Origin of the sequence: Pseudomonas corrugata, assembly GCF_050920615.1 — a bacterium.
GTDB classification, from domain to species: Bacteria; Pseudomonadota; Gammaproteobacteria; order Pseudomonadales; family Pseudomonadaceae; genus Aquipseudomonas; species Aquipseudomonas corrugata.
Genome location: NZ_CP130434.1, coordinates 4,462,160 through 4,478,811 on the forward strand (window position 1 = coordinate 4,462,160; position 16,652 = coordinate 4,478,811).

Annotated in this window: 15 protein-coding genes and 2 pseudogenes; 10 read left to right on the plus strand and 7 right to left on the minus strand. The window is 62.2% G+C overall.

The features are described 5' to 3' along the window. The first annotated feature begins 5 nt into the window (after positions 1-5). From nuoI to QZH45_RS19525, 8 genes and pseudogenes are all read left to right on the plus strand, one after another. Positions 6-554: an NADH-quinone oxidoreductase subunit NuoI gene (nuoI, locus tag QZH45_RS19490; RefSeq protein WP_024779320.1), complete on the plus strand. Its 549-nt coding sequence runs from the start codon at positions 6-8 to the stop codon at positions 552-554. A 9-nt stretch (positions 555-563) separates the two neighbouring features. Then, entirely contained in the window at positions 564-1,064 is a 501-nt protein-coding gene (gene nuoJ, locus QZH45_RS19495; protein WP_024779321.1) for an NADH-quinone oxidoreductase subunit J, read from the plus strand. Positions 1,065-1,068: 4 nt separating this feature from the next. Further along, positions 1,069-1,377 carry an NADH-quinone oxidoreductase subunit NuoK gene (gene nuoK / locus QZH45_RS19500; protein WP_024779322.1) on the plus strand — a complete coding sequence of 103 codons (309 nt, stop codon included), beginning with the start codon at positions 1,069-1,071 and terminating at the stop codon, positions 1,375-1,377. Then, entirely contained in the window at positions 1,374-3,227 is a 1,854-nt protein-coding gene (nuoL, locus tag QZH45_RS19505) for an NADH-quinone oxidoreductase subunit L (RefSeq protein ID WP_055135447.1), read from the plus strand. Before nuoK ends, nuoL begins: the two co-directional genes overlap by 4 nt. A 39-nt stretch (positions 3,228-3,266) precedes the next feature. After that, on the plus strand, positions 3,267-4,799 hold the full coding sequence (gene nuoM / locus QZH45_RS19510; RefSeq protein WP_024779324.1) for an NADH-quinone oxidoreductase subunit M: 1,533 nt from the start codon (positions 3,267-3,269) through the stop codon (positions 4,797-4,799). A gap of 7 nt (positions 4,800-4,806) precedes the next feature. Continuing rightward, a complete protein-coding gene (nuoN, locus tag QZH45_RS19515) occupies positions 4,807-6,270 on the plus strand; it encodes an NADH-quinone oxidoreductase subunit NuoN (RefSeq protein ID WP_024779325.1) in 1,464 nt (487 codons plus the stop codon). 585 nt (positions 6,271-6,855) lie between these two features. Then, positions 6,856-7,188 (plus strand): annotated as a pseudogene (locus QZH45_RS19520) (DUF6124 family protein); the annotation flags it as partial. A gap of 1 nt (position 7,189) precedes the next feature. After that, positions 7,190-7,582: pseudogene (locus tag QZH45_RS19525) on the plus strand (DeoR/GlpR family DNA-binding transcription regulator); the annotation flags it as partial. Positions 7,583-7,834: 252 nt separating this feature from the next. Here QZH45_RS19525 and otnI read toward each other — a convergent pair. Next, positions 7,835-8,617, minus strand: a complete 783-nt coding sequence (gene otnI / locus QZH45_RS19530; protein WP_055135448.1) for a 2-oxo-tetronate isomerase — start codon at positions 8,615-8,617, stop codon at positions 7,835-7,837. Positions 8,618-8,857: 240 nt separating this feature from the next. Here otnI and QZH45_RS19535 point away from each other — a divergent pair, with 240 nt between their 5' ends. Next, entirely contained in the window at positions 8,858-9,964 is a 1,107-nt protein-coding gene (locus tag QZH45_RS19535; RefSeq protein ID WP_055135451.1) for an NAD(P)/FAD-dependent oxidoreductase, read from the plus strand. Between the two features lie 314 nt (positions 9,965-10,278). Next, positions 10,279-10,755 (plus strand): hemerythrin domain-containing protein, encoded by a 477-nt coding sequence (locus QZH45_RS19540; protein ID WP_024779328.1) that lies wholly within the window; start codon positions 10,279-10,281, stop codon positions 10,753-10,755. Positions 10,756-10,805: 50 nt separating this feature from the next. Here QZH45_RS19540 and QZH45_RS19545 read toward each other — a convergent pair whose 3' ends face one another. From QZH45_RS19545 to QZH45_RS19570, 6 genes are all read right to left on the minus strand, one after another. After that, a complete protein-coding gene (locus QZH45_RS19545; protein ID WP_055135449.1) occupies positions 10,806-11,684 on the minus strand; it encodes a LysR family transcriptional regulator in 879 nt (292 codons plus the stop codon). A gap of 171 nt (positions 11,685-11,855) precedes the next feature. Next, complete coding sequence (gene ycaC, locus QZH45_RS19550) at positions 11,856-12,485, minus strand: isochorismate family cysteine hydrolase YcaC (protein ID WP_024779330.1); 630 nt, start codon at positions 12,483-12,485, stop codon at positions 11,856-11,858. Between the two features lie 142 nt (positions 12,486-12,627). Continuing rightward, positions 12,628-14,466 (minus strand): amidohydrolase, encoded by a 1,839-nt coding sequence (locus tag QZH45_RS19555; protein WP_024779331.1) that lies wholly within the window; start codon positions 14,464-14,466, stop codon positions 12,628-12,630. Positions 14,467-14,653: 187 nt separating this feature from the next. Further along, positions 14,654-15,280, minus strand: a complete 627-nt coding sequence (locus QZH45_RS19560) for an antibiotic biosynthesis monooxygenase (RefSeq protein ID WP_024779332.1) — start codon at positions 15,278-15,280, stop codon at positions 14,654-14,656. Then, on the minus strand, positions 15,273-15,686 hold the full coding sequence (locus QZH45_RS19565) for a DoxX family protein (protein WP_024779333.1): 414 nt from the start codon (positions 15,684-15,686) through the stop codon (positions 15,273-15,275). The genes QZH45_RS19560 and QZH45_RS19565 overlap by 8 nt, the downstream gene beginning before the upstream one ends. Further along, entirely contained in the window at positions 15,683-16,630 is a 948-nt protein-coding gene (locus QZH45_RS19570; RefSeq protein ID WP_024779334.1) for a LysR substrate-binding domain-containing protein, read from the minus strand. The genes QZH45_RS19565 and QZH45_RS19570 overlap by 4 nt, the downstream gene beginning before the upstream one ends. Positions 16,631-16,652 lie beyond the last annotated feature (22 nt).

Genomic DNA, 16,652 nt, shown 5'->3' on the forward strand with positions numbered 1-16,652 from the left:
GACCCATGTTCAAATATATTGGCGACATCGTTAAGGGTACCGGTACCCAACTGCGAAGCCTGGTCATGATCTTCGGCCATGGCTTTCGCAAGCGCGACACCCTGCAATACCCGGAAGAGCCGGTCTACCTGGCACCGCGTTACCGCGGCCGCATCGTCCTGACCCGCGACCCCGACGGCGAGGAGCGCTGCGTGGCGTGCAACCTGTGCGCCGTGGCCTGCCCGGTGGGTTGCATCTCGCTGCAGAAAGCTGAAACCGAAGACGGTCGCTGGTACCCGGACTTCTTCCGCATCAACTTCTCGCGCTGCATTTTCTGCGGCCTCTGCGAGGAAGCATGCCCGACCACCGCGATCCAGCTCACGCCGGATTTCGAAATGGCGGATTTCAAACGTCAGGACCTGGTGTACGAGAAAGAAGATCTGCTGATTTCCGGTCCCGGTAAAAACCCTGATTACAACTTCTATCGTGTTGCAGGTATGGCCATTGCCGGTAAGCCGAAAGGCGCCGCGCAGAACGAAGCCGAACCGATCAACGTGAAGAGCTTGCTGCCTTAAGGAAGAAAGATGGAATTCGCTTTCTATTTCGCATCGGGTATCGCGGTGGTGTCCACGCTTCGTGTGGTCACCAACACCAACCCCATACATGCCCTGCTCTACCTGATCATTTCGCTCATCGCCGTGGCCATGACCTTCTTCGCTCTCGGCGCGCCGTTCGCCGGCGCCCTGGAAGTGATCGCCTACGCCGGCGCCATCATGGTGCTGTTCGTGTTCGTGGTGATGATGCTGAACCTCGGCCCGGCCTCGGTCCAGCAGGAGCGCAACTGGCTCAAGCCCGGCATCTGGGCGGGGCCGGTGATTCTCGCCGCCCTGTTGCTGGGTGAACTGCTGTATGTGCTGTTCGCTCACCAGAGCGGCCAGGCCATCGGTCATACCACCGTAGGCGCCAAGACCGTGGGCATCAGCCTGTTCGGTCCGTACCTGCTGGTGGTCGAACTCGCCTCGATGCTGCTGCTTGCCGCAGCCGTCACGGCGTTCCATTTGGGCCGTAACGAGGCGAAGGAGTAATCACATGCCTGCTATCCCTCTCGAACACGGTCTGGCGGTTGCCGGCATCCTGTTCTGTCTCGGTCTGGTCGGCCTGATGGTCCGCCGCAACATTCTGTTCGTGCTGATGAGCCTGGAGGTCATGATGAATGCCGCCGCCCTGGCCTTCATCGTCGCGGGCGCTCGCTGGGCGCAGCCCGATGGACAGATCATGTTCATCCTGGTGATCAGCCTGGCAGCCGCCGAGGCCAGTATCGGCCTGGCGATCCTGTTGCAGCTGTATCGCCGCTTCCACACGCTCGATATCGACGCTGCCAGTGAGATGCACGGATGAACATGATCTTTCTGACTTTCGTATTTCCCCTGATCGGCTTCCTGCTGCTGGCGTTCTCCCGTGGACGTCTCTCGGAAAATCTTTCGGCCCTGATCGGTGTCGGCTCCATCGGCCTGTCGGCGATCGTCGCCGCCTACGTGATCTGGCAATTCAACGTCGCACCGCCCGAAGGTGGTCACTACACCCTGGTGCTGTGGCAATGGATGGCGGTGGAAGGCTTCACGCCGAACTTCGCCCTGTACATCGACGGCCTGTCGATCACCATGCTGGGCGTCGTGGTCGGCGTGGGTTTCCTGATCCACCTGTTCGCGTCCTGGTACATGCGTGGTGAAGCCGGTTACTCGCGTTTCTTCGCCTACACCAACCTGTTCATCGCCAGCATGCTGTTCCTGGTGCTCGGCGATAACCTGTTGTTCCTGTACTTCGGCTGGGAAGGCGTGGGCCTGTGCTCGTACCTGTTGATCGGTTTCTACTACAGCAACCGCAACAACGGCAACGCGGCACTCAAGGCGTTCATCGTCACCCGCATCGGCGACGTGTTCATGGCCATCGGCCTGTTCATCCTGTTCCAGCAACTGGGCACGCTGAACATCCAGGAACTGCTGGTCAAGGCACCCGAGCACTTCAAGGTCGGCGACTTCTGGATCGTCCTGGCGACCCTGATGCTGCTGGGCGGCGCCGTCGGTAAATCCGCGCAACTGCCGCTGCAGACCTGGTTGGCGGACGCGATGGCCGGCCCTACCCCGGTATCGGCTCTGATCCACGCTGCCACCATGGTGACCGCGGGCGTCTACCTGATCGCCCGTACCCATGGCCTGTTCGCTCTGGCGCCGGACATCCTCCACCTGGTGGGCATCGTCGGTGGCGTGACCCTGGTACTGGCCGGCTTTGCCGCCCTGGTACAGACCGACATCAAGCGGATCCTCGCCTACTCGACCATGAGCCAGATCGGCTACATGTTCCTGGCCCTGGGCGTCGGTGCCTGGGAAGGCGCGATCTTCCACCTGATGACCCACGCCTTCTTCAAGGCCCTGCTGTTCCTTGCTTCCGGTGCGGTGATCGTTGCCTGCCACCACGAGCAGAACATCTTCAAGATGGGCGGCCTGTGGAAGAAACTGCCGTTGGCCTACTCAAGCTTCATCGTCGGCGGCGCGGCCCTGGCGGCCCTGCCACTGGTGACCGCCGGTTTCTACTCCAAGGACGAGATCCTCTGGGAAGCGTTCGCCAGCGGTAACCAGGGCCTGCTCTATGCCGGCCTGGTGGGTGCGTTCATGACCTCGCTGTACACCTTCCGCCTGATTTTCATCGCGTTCCATGGTGAAGCCAAGACCGAAGCCCACGCCGGCCACGGGATTGCCCATTGGCTGCCGCTGTCGGTGCTGATCGTGCTGTCGACCTTCGTCGGCGCCATGATCACCCCGCCGCTGCACGGTGTGCTGCCGGAAAGCGTCGGCCATGCCGGCGGCGAAGCCAAGCACAGCCTGGAAATCGCCTCCGGCGCCATCGCCCTGGCGGGTATCCTGCTGTCCGCCCTGCTGTTCCTGGGCAAGCGTCGCTTCGTCACGGCCATCGCCAACAGCGGCCTCGGCCGTGTCCTTTCGGCCTGGTGGTTCGCTGCCTGGGGCTTCGACTGGATCTACGACAAACTGTTCGTCAAGCCATACCTTGCGATCAGCCACATTCTGCGCAAAGACCCGCTCGACCAGACCATTGGCCTGATCCCGCGCATGGCCAAGGGCGGCCACACTGCCCTGAGCCGTACCGAGACCGGTCAACTGCGTTGGTATGCGGCTTCCATGGCGGCTGGCGCCGTGCTGGTTATCGGCGCCATCGTGCTGGTAGCGGTCTGATATGAACCTTGCGAACTTGCGAAAGGAAACGAGCCCGTCATGATTCTGCCCTGGCTAATCCTGATCCCCTTCATCGGCGGCCTGCTGTGCTGGATCGCGGAGCGCTCCAGCTCCACGCTCCCGCGCTGGATTGCGCTGCTGACCATGTCCCTGGAACTCGCGCTCGGCCTCTGGCTGTGGGCGACCGGTGACTATTCATTCGCCCCGGCCCCTGGTGCCAACCCGACCTGGGCGCTTGAATTCAAGCACCTCTGGATCGAACGCTTCGGCATCAGCGTGCACCTGGCCCTCGACGGCCTGTCGCTGCTGATGATCCTGCTGACCGGCCTGCTGGGTATCCTCTCGGTACTCTGCTCCTGGAAAGAGATCCAGCGTCATGTCGGCTTCTTCCACCTGAACCTGATGTGGATCCTGGGCGGTGTCGTCGGCGTGTTCCTGGCGCTGGACCTGTTCATGTTCTTCTTCTTCTGGGAAATGATGCTGGTGCCGATGTACTTCCTCATCGCGCTCTGGGGTCACAGCTCTTCGGACGGCAAGAAGACCCGGATCTACGCGGCGACCAAGTTCTTCATCTTCACCCAGGCGTCCGGCCTGATCATGTTGGTGGCGATCCTTGGCCTGGTTCTGGTCAACTTCAACAACACCGGCGTGATTACCTTCAACTACGCCGACCTGTTGAAAGTGCAGATGTCGCGCAGCACCGAGTACGTGCTGATGCTGGGCTTCTTCATCGCTTTCGCGGTGAAGCTGCCGGTGGTGCCGTTCCACTCCTGGCTGCCGGATGCCCACGCCCAGGCGCCGACCGCAGGTTCCGTGGACCTGGCCGGTATCCTGCTGAAGACAGCGGCCTACGGCCTGCTGCGTTTCGCCCTGCCGCTATTCCCCAACGCCTCGGCCGAGTTCGCGCCGATTGCGATGACCCTGGGCCTGATCGGGATCTTCTACGGTGCGTTCCTGGCGTTCGCCCAGACCGACATCAAGCGCCTGATCGCCTTCTCCAGCGTCTCGCACATGGGCTTCGTGCTGATCGGGATCTACTCCGGCAGCCAGCTCGCCCTGCAAGGCGCGGTGATCCAGATGCTCGCCCACGGCCTGTCGGCGGCAGCGCTGTTTATCCTCAGCGGCCAGTTGTATGAGCGCCTGCACACCCGGGACATGCGTGAGATGGGTGGCCTGTGGTCGCGCATCGCCTACCTGCCGGCCATCAGCCTGTTCTTCGCGGCCGCCTCCCTGGGCCTGCCGGGAACCGGCAACTTCGTCGGCGAGTTCCTGATCCTGATCGGTACCTTCGTCAGCGCGCCGTGGATCATCGCCATCGCCACCTCCGGCCTGGTGTTCGGTTCGGTCTATTCGCTGATCATGATCCACCGCGCCTACTTCGGCCCGTCGAAGTCGGACGAAGTGCTGCGCGGCATGGACGGTCGCGAACTGATCATGGTGCTGGGCCTGGCGATGCTGCTGGTCTACCTCGGCGTCTACCCGCAGCCGTTCCTCGACACGTCTGCCGCCACCATGCATGGCGTGCAGCAGTGGCTCGGCACCGCCTTCTCTCAACTCGCTTCGGCCCGGTAAGAGCGCTATGGAATTCACGATTCAACACTTTATCGCGCTTGCACCGCTGCTGATCACCAGCGCCACGATCATCGTGGTGATGCTGGCGATCGCCTGGCGGCGCAATCACTCACAGACCTTCCTGCTGTCGGTGGCGGGGCTGAACCTGGCCTTGCTGTCGATCCTGCCGGCCCTGAAAGTCGCGCCACTGGCGGTCACGCCGTTGCTGCAGATCGACAGCTTCGCCTGCCTGTACATGGCGTTGATCCTGGTCGCCACCCTGGCCTGCGTCACCCTCGCCCACGCCTACCTGGGCGATGGCGGTTCGGGTTACCCGGGCAACCGTGAAGAACTGTACCTGCTGATCCTGATGGCCGCCGCCGGTGGCCTGGTCCTGGTCAGCGCGCAGCACCTGGCCAGCCTGTTCATCGGCCTGGAACTGCTGTCGGTGCCGGTCTACGGCCTGGTGGCCTACGCCTTCTTCAACAAGCGCTCCCTGGAAGCCGGCATCAAGTACATGGTGCTGTCGGCAGCCGGTTCAGCGTTCCTGTTGTTCGGCATGGCGCTGCTCTACGCGGAAGCCGGTACCCTGAGCTTCGTCGGTATCGGCCAGGCCCTGGCGGCCACCGGCCTGCCTAGCCCGATCGCGCAACTGGGCCTGGGCATGATGCTGATCGGCCTGGCGTTCAAGCTGTCGCTGGTGCCGTTCCACCTGTGGACCCCGGACGTCTACGAAGGCGCCCCGGCGCCGGTGGCAGCGTTCCTGGCCACCGCTTCGAAAGTGGCGGTGTTCGCGGTGATGGTGCGTCTGTTCCAGATCTCGCCAGTGGCCAGCAGTGGCGTGCTGAGCAACGTGCTGACCATCATCGCCATCGTGTCGATCCTGTTCGGTAACCTGCTGGCGCTGACCCAGAGCAACCTCAAGCGTCTGCTGGGTTACTCATCCATCGCCCACTTCGGTTACCTGCTGATCGCCCTGATCGCCAGCAAAGGCCTGGCGGTGGAAGCCATCGGCGTGTACCTGGTCACCTACGTGATCACCAGCCTCGGCGCCTTCGGCGTGATCACCCTGATGTCCTCGCCGTACAACGGCCGCGACGCCGACGCCCTGTACGAATACCGCGGCCTGTTCTGGCGCCGTCCGTACCTGACCGCCGTGCTGACCGTGATGATGCTGTCCCTGGCCGGCATCCCGCTGACCGCCGGCTTCATCGGCAAGTTCTATATCGTCGCGACCGGCGTCGAGGCTCATCAATGGTGGCTGGTCGGCTCCCTGGTGCTGGGCAGCGCCATCGGCGTGTTCTACTACCTGCGCGTCATGGTCACCCTGTACCTGATGGAACCCAACCTGCGTCGCCACGACGCAGAGTTGCACTGGGAGCAGAAAGCTGGCGGCGTGATGCTGCTGGCCATCGCCATCCTGGCGTTCTTCCTCGGCGTGTACCCGCAGCCGTTGCTGACCCTGGTCCAGCAGGCGGGCCTGACAGGCTGATTGCCTGAGCCCCGTCGCTGTGAAAAACCCGTATCGCGAGATGCGGGTTTTTTTATGGCTGTGTTTCCCTGGGTGCAAACGGCCCCCTGTGGCAAGGGATTTGGCGAAACGTCGCACCGCCCCGCCGGGCTGCATGGCAGCCCCAATGCTGACCACTCAACTGATCTGACCCACCGATTGCAGTAGGGGGGCCGCTTCGCGCCCCAGCGGGGCGGTGCGACGTTTCGCTAAATCCCCTCGCCACAGGGACATAGTGTTCCTACAAAAAATTTGCTGAACAGGAATTTTCTGACGAGTCGCGGCGGTTGCCGGTTCGGAAGGCACGAAGATAGGCTTTGCGGGTCGCTGCAAATTCAGCGACCAGGTTTGGTCACCTGTCCAATGTCAGGCGCATACGCGCCAACCTCAGCATGGCGGCACTTTTGTCGGTATGCTTTGCGGTGGGCTGTGCGCGGGGCACTTTCGAGTGCGCCGGGTGCCTGACTTCCCGGTTGACCAACCTGCGTACCGCCCACCACCCTCGTTTGGTCACGAGGGGAATGAGCGCCACTTCCAAGTCAGGAGCTTCACCATGGTCAAGGTAACCCCAATCCCCCAAAGGCTGAAAACCTTTCCGCCTACACCTCTCTCGATACAAAAAAGCTTCGCGAAGCCGCCGATCGGGCGCTGAGTGTACATTTATCCCCATCTACCCCAAGTAAACCCGACACCCAGGACGGCCAGGTCTTTTCAGTGGTTCCGGGTATCAACACGGAATCGGTGTTGACCACGCTCAGCGAAACCCTCGCCTCGGCCAATGCAATGGTCAGTGACCTGGCGTTTGAACTCGAAGGTTCGAGACGACATGTGGCACTTGGCATTCAGCAACTGATCGAACTGGGCTCGCTGCTGGCCAATCGCGCGTTGGATGACTTGGACCTTCGATTGCTCGCACATGACCGTGTGTCGCGACATTGCCCTGCTGGAACAGGAAGGCCGGGCTTATTCGGTGACGGGTGGGGTGCGTATCGCCAGCCAGCTGCACAGCGAGCCGAGCCACCAATCCAAGGCCGTGGTGGAACTGCCGCAGAAGCAGGCCATGGCCAAACTGGCGGCCAGGCTGTTGAAGGATGACATGACGGTGTACCTGGATGCGGGCACCAGCACACTGGAGATCGTGCCCTACATCAAGGCGTTGTCGGGAATGACGGTGGTGACCAACGATTTCGGCGTGGTCCAGGCGCTGATGGAAGCGCCGCAGGTGACGGTGATTCATACCGGCGGGCAGTTGGATCACTCCAACCACTCTTGCGTCGGCGGGCTGGCACCGGCGGCGACCGACGGTATTCGCAAGCAGTGCGTCGAGTTGCTGCTGTCGGATGGACAGCCTGCCTGACCTCGTCGCAAGCCGGTCCATCGCTATCGCGAGCAGGCTCGCTCCCACCGGGGTATTGATGGCGAACGCGAATGTTGCGAACAGCCGAAATCTCTGTGGGAGCAGGGCTGGCCCGCGATGACGGCGGCACAAATAGCATCGATGCAAGCTGGTCCACCGCTTTCGCGAGCAAGCCCGCTCCCACAGTTCCTAGAGCGCTTTCCAGTCCCGCAGCCATTGCAGGCCGGCCGAGGTATCGCCACGGGGACGGTATTCGCAGCCGACCCAGCCGTCATAGCCCAGCTCGTCCAGCAATCCGAACAGGAACGGATAATAAACCTCCCCCATGTCCGGCTCATGCCGATCCGGCACGCCGGCGATCTGGATATGCCCGATACCACCAAAGTCGCGCCGGAGTTTGCTCGCCAGGTCGCCCTCGACGATCTGGCAGTGGTAGCAATCGAACTGGACCTTGAGATTGTCTGCCCCCACCTCCCGACAAATGGCATGGGCCTGATCCTGGCGATTGAGGAAAAAGCCCGGCATGTCCCGGGTGTTGATCGGCTCCAGCAACACCGTGATCCCAGCCTTCGCCGCCTGGGTCGTGGCGTAGGCGAGGTTTTCCAGGTACACGGCGTGGTGCCGGGCACGCTCGGCTTCGGACGGGAGCAGCCCGGCCATCACGTGAATGTTCGAGTTGCCGAGCACTGCGGCATATTCCAAGGCACGTTCGAAACCTTGGCGAAACTCCTGTTCGCGCCCCGGCAGCGTCGCCAGCCCCCGCTCCCCCGCCGCCCAATCCCCAGGCGGTGCGTTGAACAGCACCTGGACGAGCCCGTTGGCATCCAGCCGCTGCTTGAGCACCCCTGGGCTGTACTCGTAAGGGAACAGGTATTCCACGGCATCGAAACCATCGGCCGCCGCGGCCGCGAAACGGTCGAGGAAATCGTGTTGCGGGTAGAGCATGCTGAGGTTGGCTGCGAAACGAGGCATACCGATATTCCTTAGTCAAAAGGCCAGATCAACAAGGTGATACCCAAATCGAGTGTACCGAGCAACGTGGTGATCACGGTCCAGGTGCGCAAGCCGTCCGCCATGTTGAGCCCTGCCAGTCTTGTGAAGTTTTCTTCAATCCAACTTTTTAACATTACCCTTTACTGGAACATCGTGCTTCACCTGCCTCCCAAGCAGGGCTACCCTGAATCGCCAAAAAGCCCTGAAGGAGCAATGAGCTTGAGCGTCGATATCGAGTGCGTAGTGGTGGGTGCGGGGGTCGTCGGTCTGGCCGTGGCCCGGGAGATGGCCCAGGCCGGCCATGAGGTGCTGTTGATCGAAGCCGGCGGCGCCATCGGCATGGGCACCAGTTCGCGTAACTCCGAAGTCATCCATGCCGGTATCTACTACCCACCGGGCAGCCTCAAGGCCCAGTTGTGCGTAGAGGGTCGGCGCAAGCTATATGCCTATTGCGAAAGCCATGGCGTGACAACTCGCCAGCTCGGCAAGCTGATCGTCGCCAAGGACCCGGCGCAGGTGGCCGGGCTCCAGGCGTTGCTGGAACGCGGCTTGACGAACGGCGTGGACGACCTGCGCCTGCTCGATCAGGAGCAGGCGTTGGCCCTGGAGCCGGCGCTGGCGTGTGCCGCCGCGTTGTATTCGCCTTCCACGGGCATTGTCGATTCCCATGCACTGATGCTGGCCCTGCAAGGCGATGCCGAAGCGGCCGGTGCGAACCTGGCCTTCCACACGCCGTTGCTGGGGGTTCGCATCGGCGCCGGGCAGTTTCTGCTGGAATTGGGTGGCACGGCCCAGATGAGCCTGTCCTGTCGCCGTCTGATCAACGCCGCCGGCCTCCAGGCGCCCGCCCTCGCCCGTCGCATGGAGGGCCTGCCGGCGCAAACGGTGCCCGAGGACAATCTGTGCAAGGGCAACTACTTCAGCCTTGCCGGACGTGCGCCCTTCCGGCATCTGGTCTACCCGGCCCCGGAAGCCGCCGGGCTGGGCATCCACATGACCCTGGACCTGGCAGGCCAGGCCCGTTTCGGTCCTGACATCGAGTGGGTCGAACACGAGGATTATCGGGTCGATCCGGCGCGCGCCGAGACCTTCTACCCGGCGATTCGCACTTACTGGCCAGACCTGCCCGATCACAGCCTGCAACCGGCCTACAGCGGCATCCGCCCGAAAATCTCCGCCCCCGGCGAACCCGCCCGTGACTTCCTTTTCAGTAGCGCCGCTGACCACCAGGTACCTGGGCTGATCAACCTGTTCGGCATCGAATCGCCGGGGCTGACATCTTGCTTGGCGATTGCCGAGCGGGTGCGGCAACTACTCGACGACTGAGCTGCAAAATCCTCTGTGGGAGCGAGCCTGCTCGCGATGAGGCCAGGCCAGTCGACTTCATCATTGGCTGAACGACCGCTATCGCGAGCAGGCTCGCTCCCACAAGGGGTTCTCGGTCAGGCAGCGCAAAGTGCAAGGCGCTTTGACCCCTCTTCATGCAGCCTGCACGATGATAAAAATGGCATCCCTCTCAATCCGTTGTTTTAAAAGGATTTAATAAAGCAACCTGGCTGGCACGGCCGATGCAGTCCTTGGTTAACGCGACGTCGGCGCTTGAAGCCGGCTCGTAACCGTGAATTGCCGAGGAGCTGTATATGAACGCCATCGATCTGTTGAAAGCTGACCATGAACGCGTCAAAGGTATTCTGGCTCAACTGAGCGAATCCACCGAACGCGGCGTCAAGAAACGTACTGACCTGTTGGCGAAGCTGGAAATGGAAGTCACCATTCATACCCGGCTGGAAGAAGAGATCCTGTATCCGGCCTTCAAGCAAGCGGGGGGCAAGGACGAGGCCGAAATGTACTACGAGGCCAAGGAAGAACATCGCACGGTCGATTCGCTGGTGCTGCCGGACCTGAAGGCCACCGATCCTTCCCAACCGGAATTTGCCGGCCGGGTGAAAGTGGTCAAGGAACTGCTTGAGCACCACATCGAAGAAGAAGAAAAAGAGATGTTCCCCCAAGCCAAGAAAGTGCTGGGCAAAGCCAAGCTGGATGCCTTGGGTGAACAGATGGAAACCATGAAGGCGCAGTACAAGAAGGAACTGTCCGGCGCCAATATGGCCGCCTGATTGTATCGCGCGAGCTTTCAGCCGTCGGTGGCGGCTGAAAGCTCAGCCATTCATTGCATGTGCTCACGTAGAAATTCCACCAGCGCCTGCACCGGGCGTGCGCTCTGGCGATGTTGCGGGTAGACCGCCGACAGGGCCAGGGGCTCGGTTTCAAAACCTTCCAGTACCTTGATCAGCCGTCCGCCCTTCAGCGCATCGCCGAGGATAAAGGTGGGGAGATAGGTGATGCCCATGCCGGCGATGGCCGCATCCCGGAGCAGATCACCGTTGTTGGCGCGCATGCGTCCGGCGACTTCCAACACCAGCGGTTTACCCCCTCCTCCAAAACGCCATTGAACCTGACGGCTGTGACCATAGGGCAGGCAATCATGGTTGCGCAGGTCTTCGGGGCGCAAGGGTGTGCCGCGTTGCGCCAGGTACGACGGGCTGGCGCAGTAGACCCGGTCGATGGTCGCGATGCGGCGGGCGATCAAGGTCGAATCCTCTAGCACACCGATCCGTAGCGCCAGGTCGTAACCCTCCCCCAGCAAATCCACCGAGCGATCACTCAGGTCCACCTCGACGCTGACCTGCGGATAACGCTGCAAGAACAATGGCAGCAGGCAGCCCAGGTGTGCCACGGCAAAAGACAGCGGTGCGCTGAGCCGAAGGGTGCCACGAGGCTCGCTGGTCTGGCCGCTGATGCCCTGCTCCACCTGTTCGATTTCACTGAGCAGGCGCAAGGCGGCCTCGTAATAGCGCTGGCCCAACGGGGTGACATCCAGCCGCCGCGTCGAACGGTTGAGCAGACGAACCCCCAGCCGCTGTTCCAGCTCCATGAGCTTGCGGCTGACGAATTGCTTGGACAACCCCAACTGGTCCGCCGCCGCCGTGAAGCTGCCCGACTCCATGACCTGGGCAAAAATGCGCATTTCTTCGAAGGGGTTCATTGTCACTCCAGAGGTGGACAGTGAGGGATGTTATAGAGGGATTCAGGTTGAATTCAAACCGGTGGCAAGGGGATTTTCTGTGGCGAGGGGATAAATCCCCTCGGCACAGGTTCTCATCAGACACAAAAACGCCCGCACAAGGCGGGCGTCGTCCAGCTAGAACCGCTCAGCTTACTTGGCAGTCAGCGCCGCGTAGCTGTTCATCAGGTTGCGGTAGTTCGGAATGCGCTGGGACAGCAGGTTGCCCAGGCCTTCAATGTCGTTGCGCCAGTCGCGATGCAGCTCGCAAGCCACCGAGAACCAGTTCATCAATTGTGCGCCGGCGGCGCTCATCCGCGCCCAGGAAGCCTGTTGCACGGTTTCGTTGAAGGTACCCGAGGCATCGGTAACGACGAACACGTCAAAACCTTCGGCCAGCGCCGACAAGGTCGGGAACGCCACGCAGACATCGGTCACCACGCCAGCGATGATCAGTTGCTTGCGGCCGGTGGCCTTGATCGCCTTGACGAAGTCTTCGTTGTCCCAGGCATTGATCTGGCCTGGACGCGGGATGTACGGCGCGTCCGGGAACATTTCCTTGAGCTCCGGCACGAGCGGGCCGTTAGGGCCTTTCTCGAAGCTGGTGGTCAGGATGGTCGGCAGACCGAAGAACTTCGCCAGGTCGGCCAGGGCCAGGACGTTGTTCTTGAACTCGTTGGGCGAGAAGTCCTGGACCAGGGAGATCAGGCCGGTCTGGTGATCGACCAGCAGGACGACTGCATCATCTTTGTTCAGGCGGTTGTAGACAGGGGCATTGCTCATGGGATGACTCCTTATACATGGTTGTTACAAATCCTGTGGGAGCGAGCCTGCTCGCGAAGCGGTGTGCCTGTTGCGAAGGTGTCGGATGCGCCGACGTCTTCGCGAGCAGGCTCGCTCCCACAGGGGGGGATGTTGATGTCAGTCAGAACGCGAAGCAGGAACAGCCAAACGCGCCCCAGAAACCTTGGAAATCGCTGACCGGAACGTTCGACAGCCGCGCCCGCTCATGGCTATGGGAATGCACCGTGCAAGGACCGCTGCACTGGTGAACCTGGGCCTGCAACGGCGAGGTCGGGCGCCAGTGACCTGGCACCTTGACCACCGGTGACCAGTCCGGCAGTACCGGGACGCTGGCAGGGCCGAGCTTTTCGAAGTCGCCGGCGGCGTACACCACTTTGCCGTCGACCACCGTCAGCACGGACTCGATCCACTTGATGGCTTCTTCTTCGACGCTGAAGAAGTCGGCGCTCAGTGCCGCCAGGTCCGCCAGTTGACCGACCTTGATCTGGCCCTTCTTGCCCTGCTCCGAGGAGAACCAGGCGCTGCCATGGGTGAACAGCTCCAGTGCGGTCAAGCGCGGCAGACCCTCTTCGTGCAGCGCCAGGCCACCGACCGTACGACCGCTGACCATCCAGTACAGCGAGGTCCAAGGGTTGTAGCTCGACACCCGGGTGGCGTCGGTGCCTGCACCCACCGGCACGCCTTCGGCCAGCATGCGCTTGATTGGCGGCGTCGCTTCGGCGGCCTTGGCGCCGTAGCGGTCGACAAAGTATTCGCCCTGGAAGGCCATGCGGTCCTGGATAGCGATACCGCCACCCAGTGCGCGGACCCGTTCGATGTTCTTCGGGGTGATGGTTTCGGCGTGGTCGAAGAACCATGGCAGGCCGTTGAACGGGATGTCGCGGTTGACCTTCTCGAACACGTCGAGCATGCGGCTGATGGACTCGTCGTAGGTGGCATGCAGGCGGAACGGCCAGCGTTGCTCCACCAGGTGCCGGACCACCGGTTCCAGGTCCTGTTCCATACCGGGCGGCAGGTCCGGACGCGGCTCGAGGAAGTCTTCGAAATCCGCCGCCGAGAACACCAGCATTTCACCGGCGCCGTTGTGCCGCAGGAAATCATCGCCCTGGTGCAACTTGACGCTGCCGGTCCAGTTCTTGAAGTCGCTGAGTTCTTCCTTGGGCTTCTGGGTGAACAGGTTGTAGGCGATGCGCACCGTCAACTGTTCTTCCCGGGCCAATTGCTCGATCACCGCGTAATCGTCGGGGTAATTCTGGAAACCACCACCTGCGTCGATGGCGCTTGTCAGCCCCAGGCGATTGAGTTCACGCATGAACTGGCGAGTGGAGTTGACTTGATACTCCAGCGGCAACTTCGGCCCCTTGGCCAGCGTCGAGTAGAGGATCATCGCGTTGGGACGCGCCACCAGCATGCCGGTGGGTTCGCCCTTGCTGTCGCGCACGATCTCGCCGCCCGGCGGGTTCGGCGTGTCGCGGGTGTAGCCGGCCACCCGCAACGCAGCGCGGTTGAGCAAGGCGCGGTCATACAGGTGCAACACGAACACCGGGGTATCGGGGGCGGCCTGGTTGAGTTCTTCCAGGGTCGGCATGCGTTTTTCGGCGAACTGGAATTCGTTCCAGCCGCCCACCACACGTACCCATTGCGGCGTCGGCGTACGGTCGGCCTGATCCTTGAGCATGCGCAGGGCATCGGCCAGGGACGGCACGCCTTCCCAACGCAGTTCGAGGTTGTAGTTCAGGCCGCCGCGGATCAGGTGCAGGTGGGAGTCATTGAGTCCGGGGATGACGGTGCGGCCCTTGAGATCGATGACCTGGGTACCACCGCCACGCAGGGCCATGGCCTCGGCGTCGGTGCCCACGGCAACGAACTTGCCCTGGCTGATGGCCACGGCGCTGGCCCGGGGGTTTTCCCGGTCGACGGTGTGGAACTGGCCATTGAACAGAATCAGATCGGCGTTCATAGGGTTCTCCTTCAACTATCAAAAAATAAATGTGTGGCGAGTGCGCTTGCTGTGGCGAGGGGATTTAGCGAAACGTCGCACCGACCGCTCGGTCGCGTAGCAGCCGCTCTTCTGGGGGCCGCTCCGCAGCCCAGCGGGGATAAATCCCCTCGCCACAAGAGCGCTCGTCATCACAATGCAATAACGCTTACGGCTCCAAATGCTCGTGCGCTGTCGACGCCTCCATCCAGGGCGCAAACAGACGGGTCGCCAGTGGCATGCACACGTAGCAGACCGAGAGCACGATGGTCAGAGTGATCAGGAACGTGGCGACGACGTAGTTGGATAGAAATGCGTTAAGTTGCAGCACCGGCCCCCAGATCAATGGCACCAGCAAGGTGTGCGGCAGAATGACCAGCAAGGTCACCACAGCCTGCTTCCAGCGCGGCGGCGGTGTGGCGGCATCCGCCAGCGGGGTAAACCAGAACTCCTTGTGGGACGCGACCTCGGTCTGGTCACCGTCGGCCAACAATGGCGCGGCCTCCTCCACCAGCTCGCGGCGCTGGGGCGAATCGAGCCAGCACTGCAGGGCCTCGGTGGAGCAGAAACGCAGCACGCAGGTGAACAGCGACAACCCGCCCTGCTTGCCCCGTACCACATCCACACCCAGATGTCCCGGCCAACTGCCGGCCACGGTCACGATGCGTCGCAACCAGGCCTCATAGGCCGCGTCCTGGCCGGCCTTGATCCGGTGCTTGACGATCAGGGTCACGATTTCATCGGAGCCAGGTGAGGCAGTCCCCATTGCGGACTCGACAGCTTGAGATTCAGACATGGCGTAACACTCCGGTAAAACGCGCATTCAGCGCCAGGCGACCCGGCCCGGCGATGAACACGCTGGTAAAGATGATCAGCAGCAGCCAGCCGAACTGCCCTTCCTCCAGACTCCATTGCGGGTGTACAACCCACAGCGCAACGGCCAGCAGGAACAAAATGGGCAGGCACGCGAGGCGCACCATGACACCGGCTGCGATCAGCAGCGGGCACAATACTTCGGCGAAAATCGCCAACATCAGGGTGAGGCTCGCACCGAGGTGAAACGGGTCTTCGATACGGGTCAGCTCGTCGCTGTAATGCAGCCACTTCGGCAGACCGTGGACCCACAGCAGAAACAGCGCGCCACTGAGGCGCAGGAACAACAGTCCCCAGTCCTGCAGCGTGCGTTCGTCGTCGACGTTCATCGGTGTGCTCCGTCCGGGTCCGCGTAGGCGGCGTCCGGCAATGATTGGGACATGTGGGTGGCAATCCGCGAGCGCAGCCAGCGCTCCGCCGGGTCGTTGTCATGCACGCCACTCCAGACCATCGACAGCTCGGCCGCGTTGATCTCGAACGGTGGATCCTCGGCCCGTAACGCGCAGCCTTCCACCAGCGCGCAGGCCGCGTAGTCGGGCACGGTGGCGATCAGTTCGGTGCCGGCCAACAACGCCCGCAAGCCACTGAACTGCGGGACGCCCAACACCACTTTGCGGGTCCGGCCAATACGCGCCAGGTCCAGGTCGATGTTGCCGCTCAGGTCCCCCGAGAACGACACCATGGCGTGGGGACGCGCGCAGTACTCGTCCAGGGTCAGCGGGCCCGGACGCTTGTCGCCGCGCAAGACCTTGCAGGGAATGTCACGCAGTTTCTTGCGCTTGGCGTTGGCCGGCAGATCGGTGGTGTAACTGACCCCGACGCTGATTTCCCCGCTGCCCAGCAACGACGACATCAGCAGGTAATTGGCCCGGCGCACCACCACGATGATGCCCGGCGCTTCTTCGCGCAGTTGGCTCAGCAACGGCGGAAACAGGCCGAATTCGGCGTCGTCCGACAGTCCGATGCGAAACACGTCGCAACTGGTGGAGGGATCGAAAGCCTTGGCCCGGCTGACCGCGCCGGAAATCGTGTCCATGGCCGGCTGCAGCTCACGCAGGATCGCCATGGCCCGAGGCGTCGGCTCCATGCCCCGACCGTGGCGGATCAGCAGCGGATCATCGAACAGATCCCGCAACCGCCCCAGCGCCGCGCTCACGGCAGGCTGGCCCATGAACAGCTTTTCAGCGACGCGGGTCAGGTTCTTCTCGAACATCAACGCCTCGAAGATCACCAGCAGGTTCATGTCGAGACGGCGTAAGTCGTTGCGATTCATCGATTAGGATCCTGTGGAATAC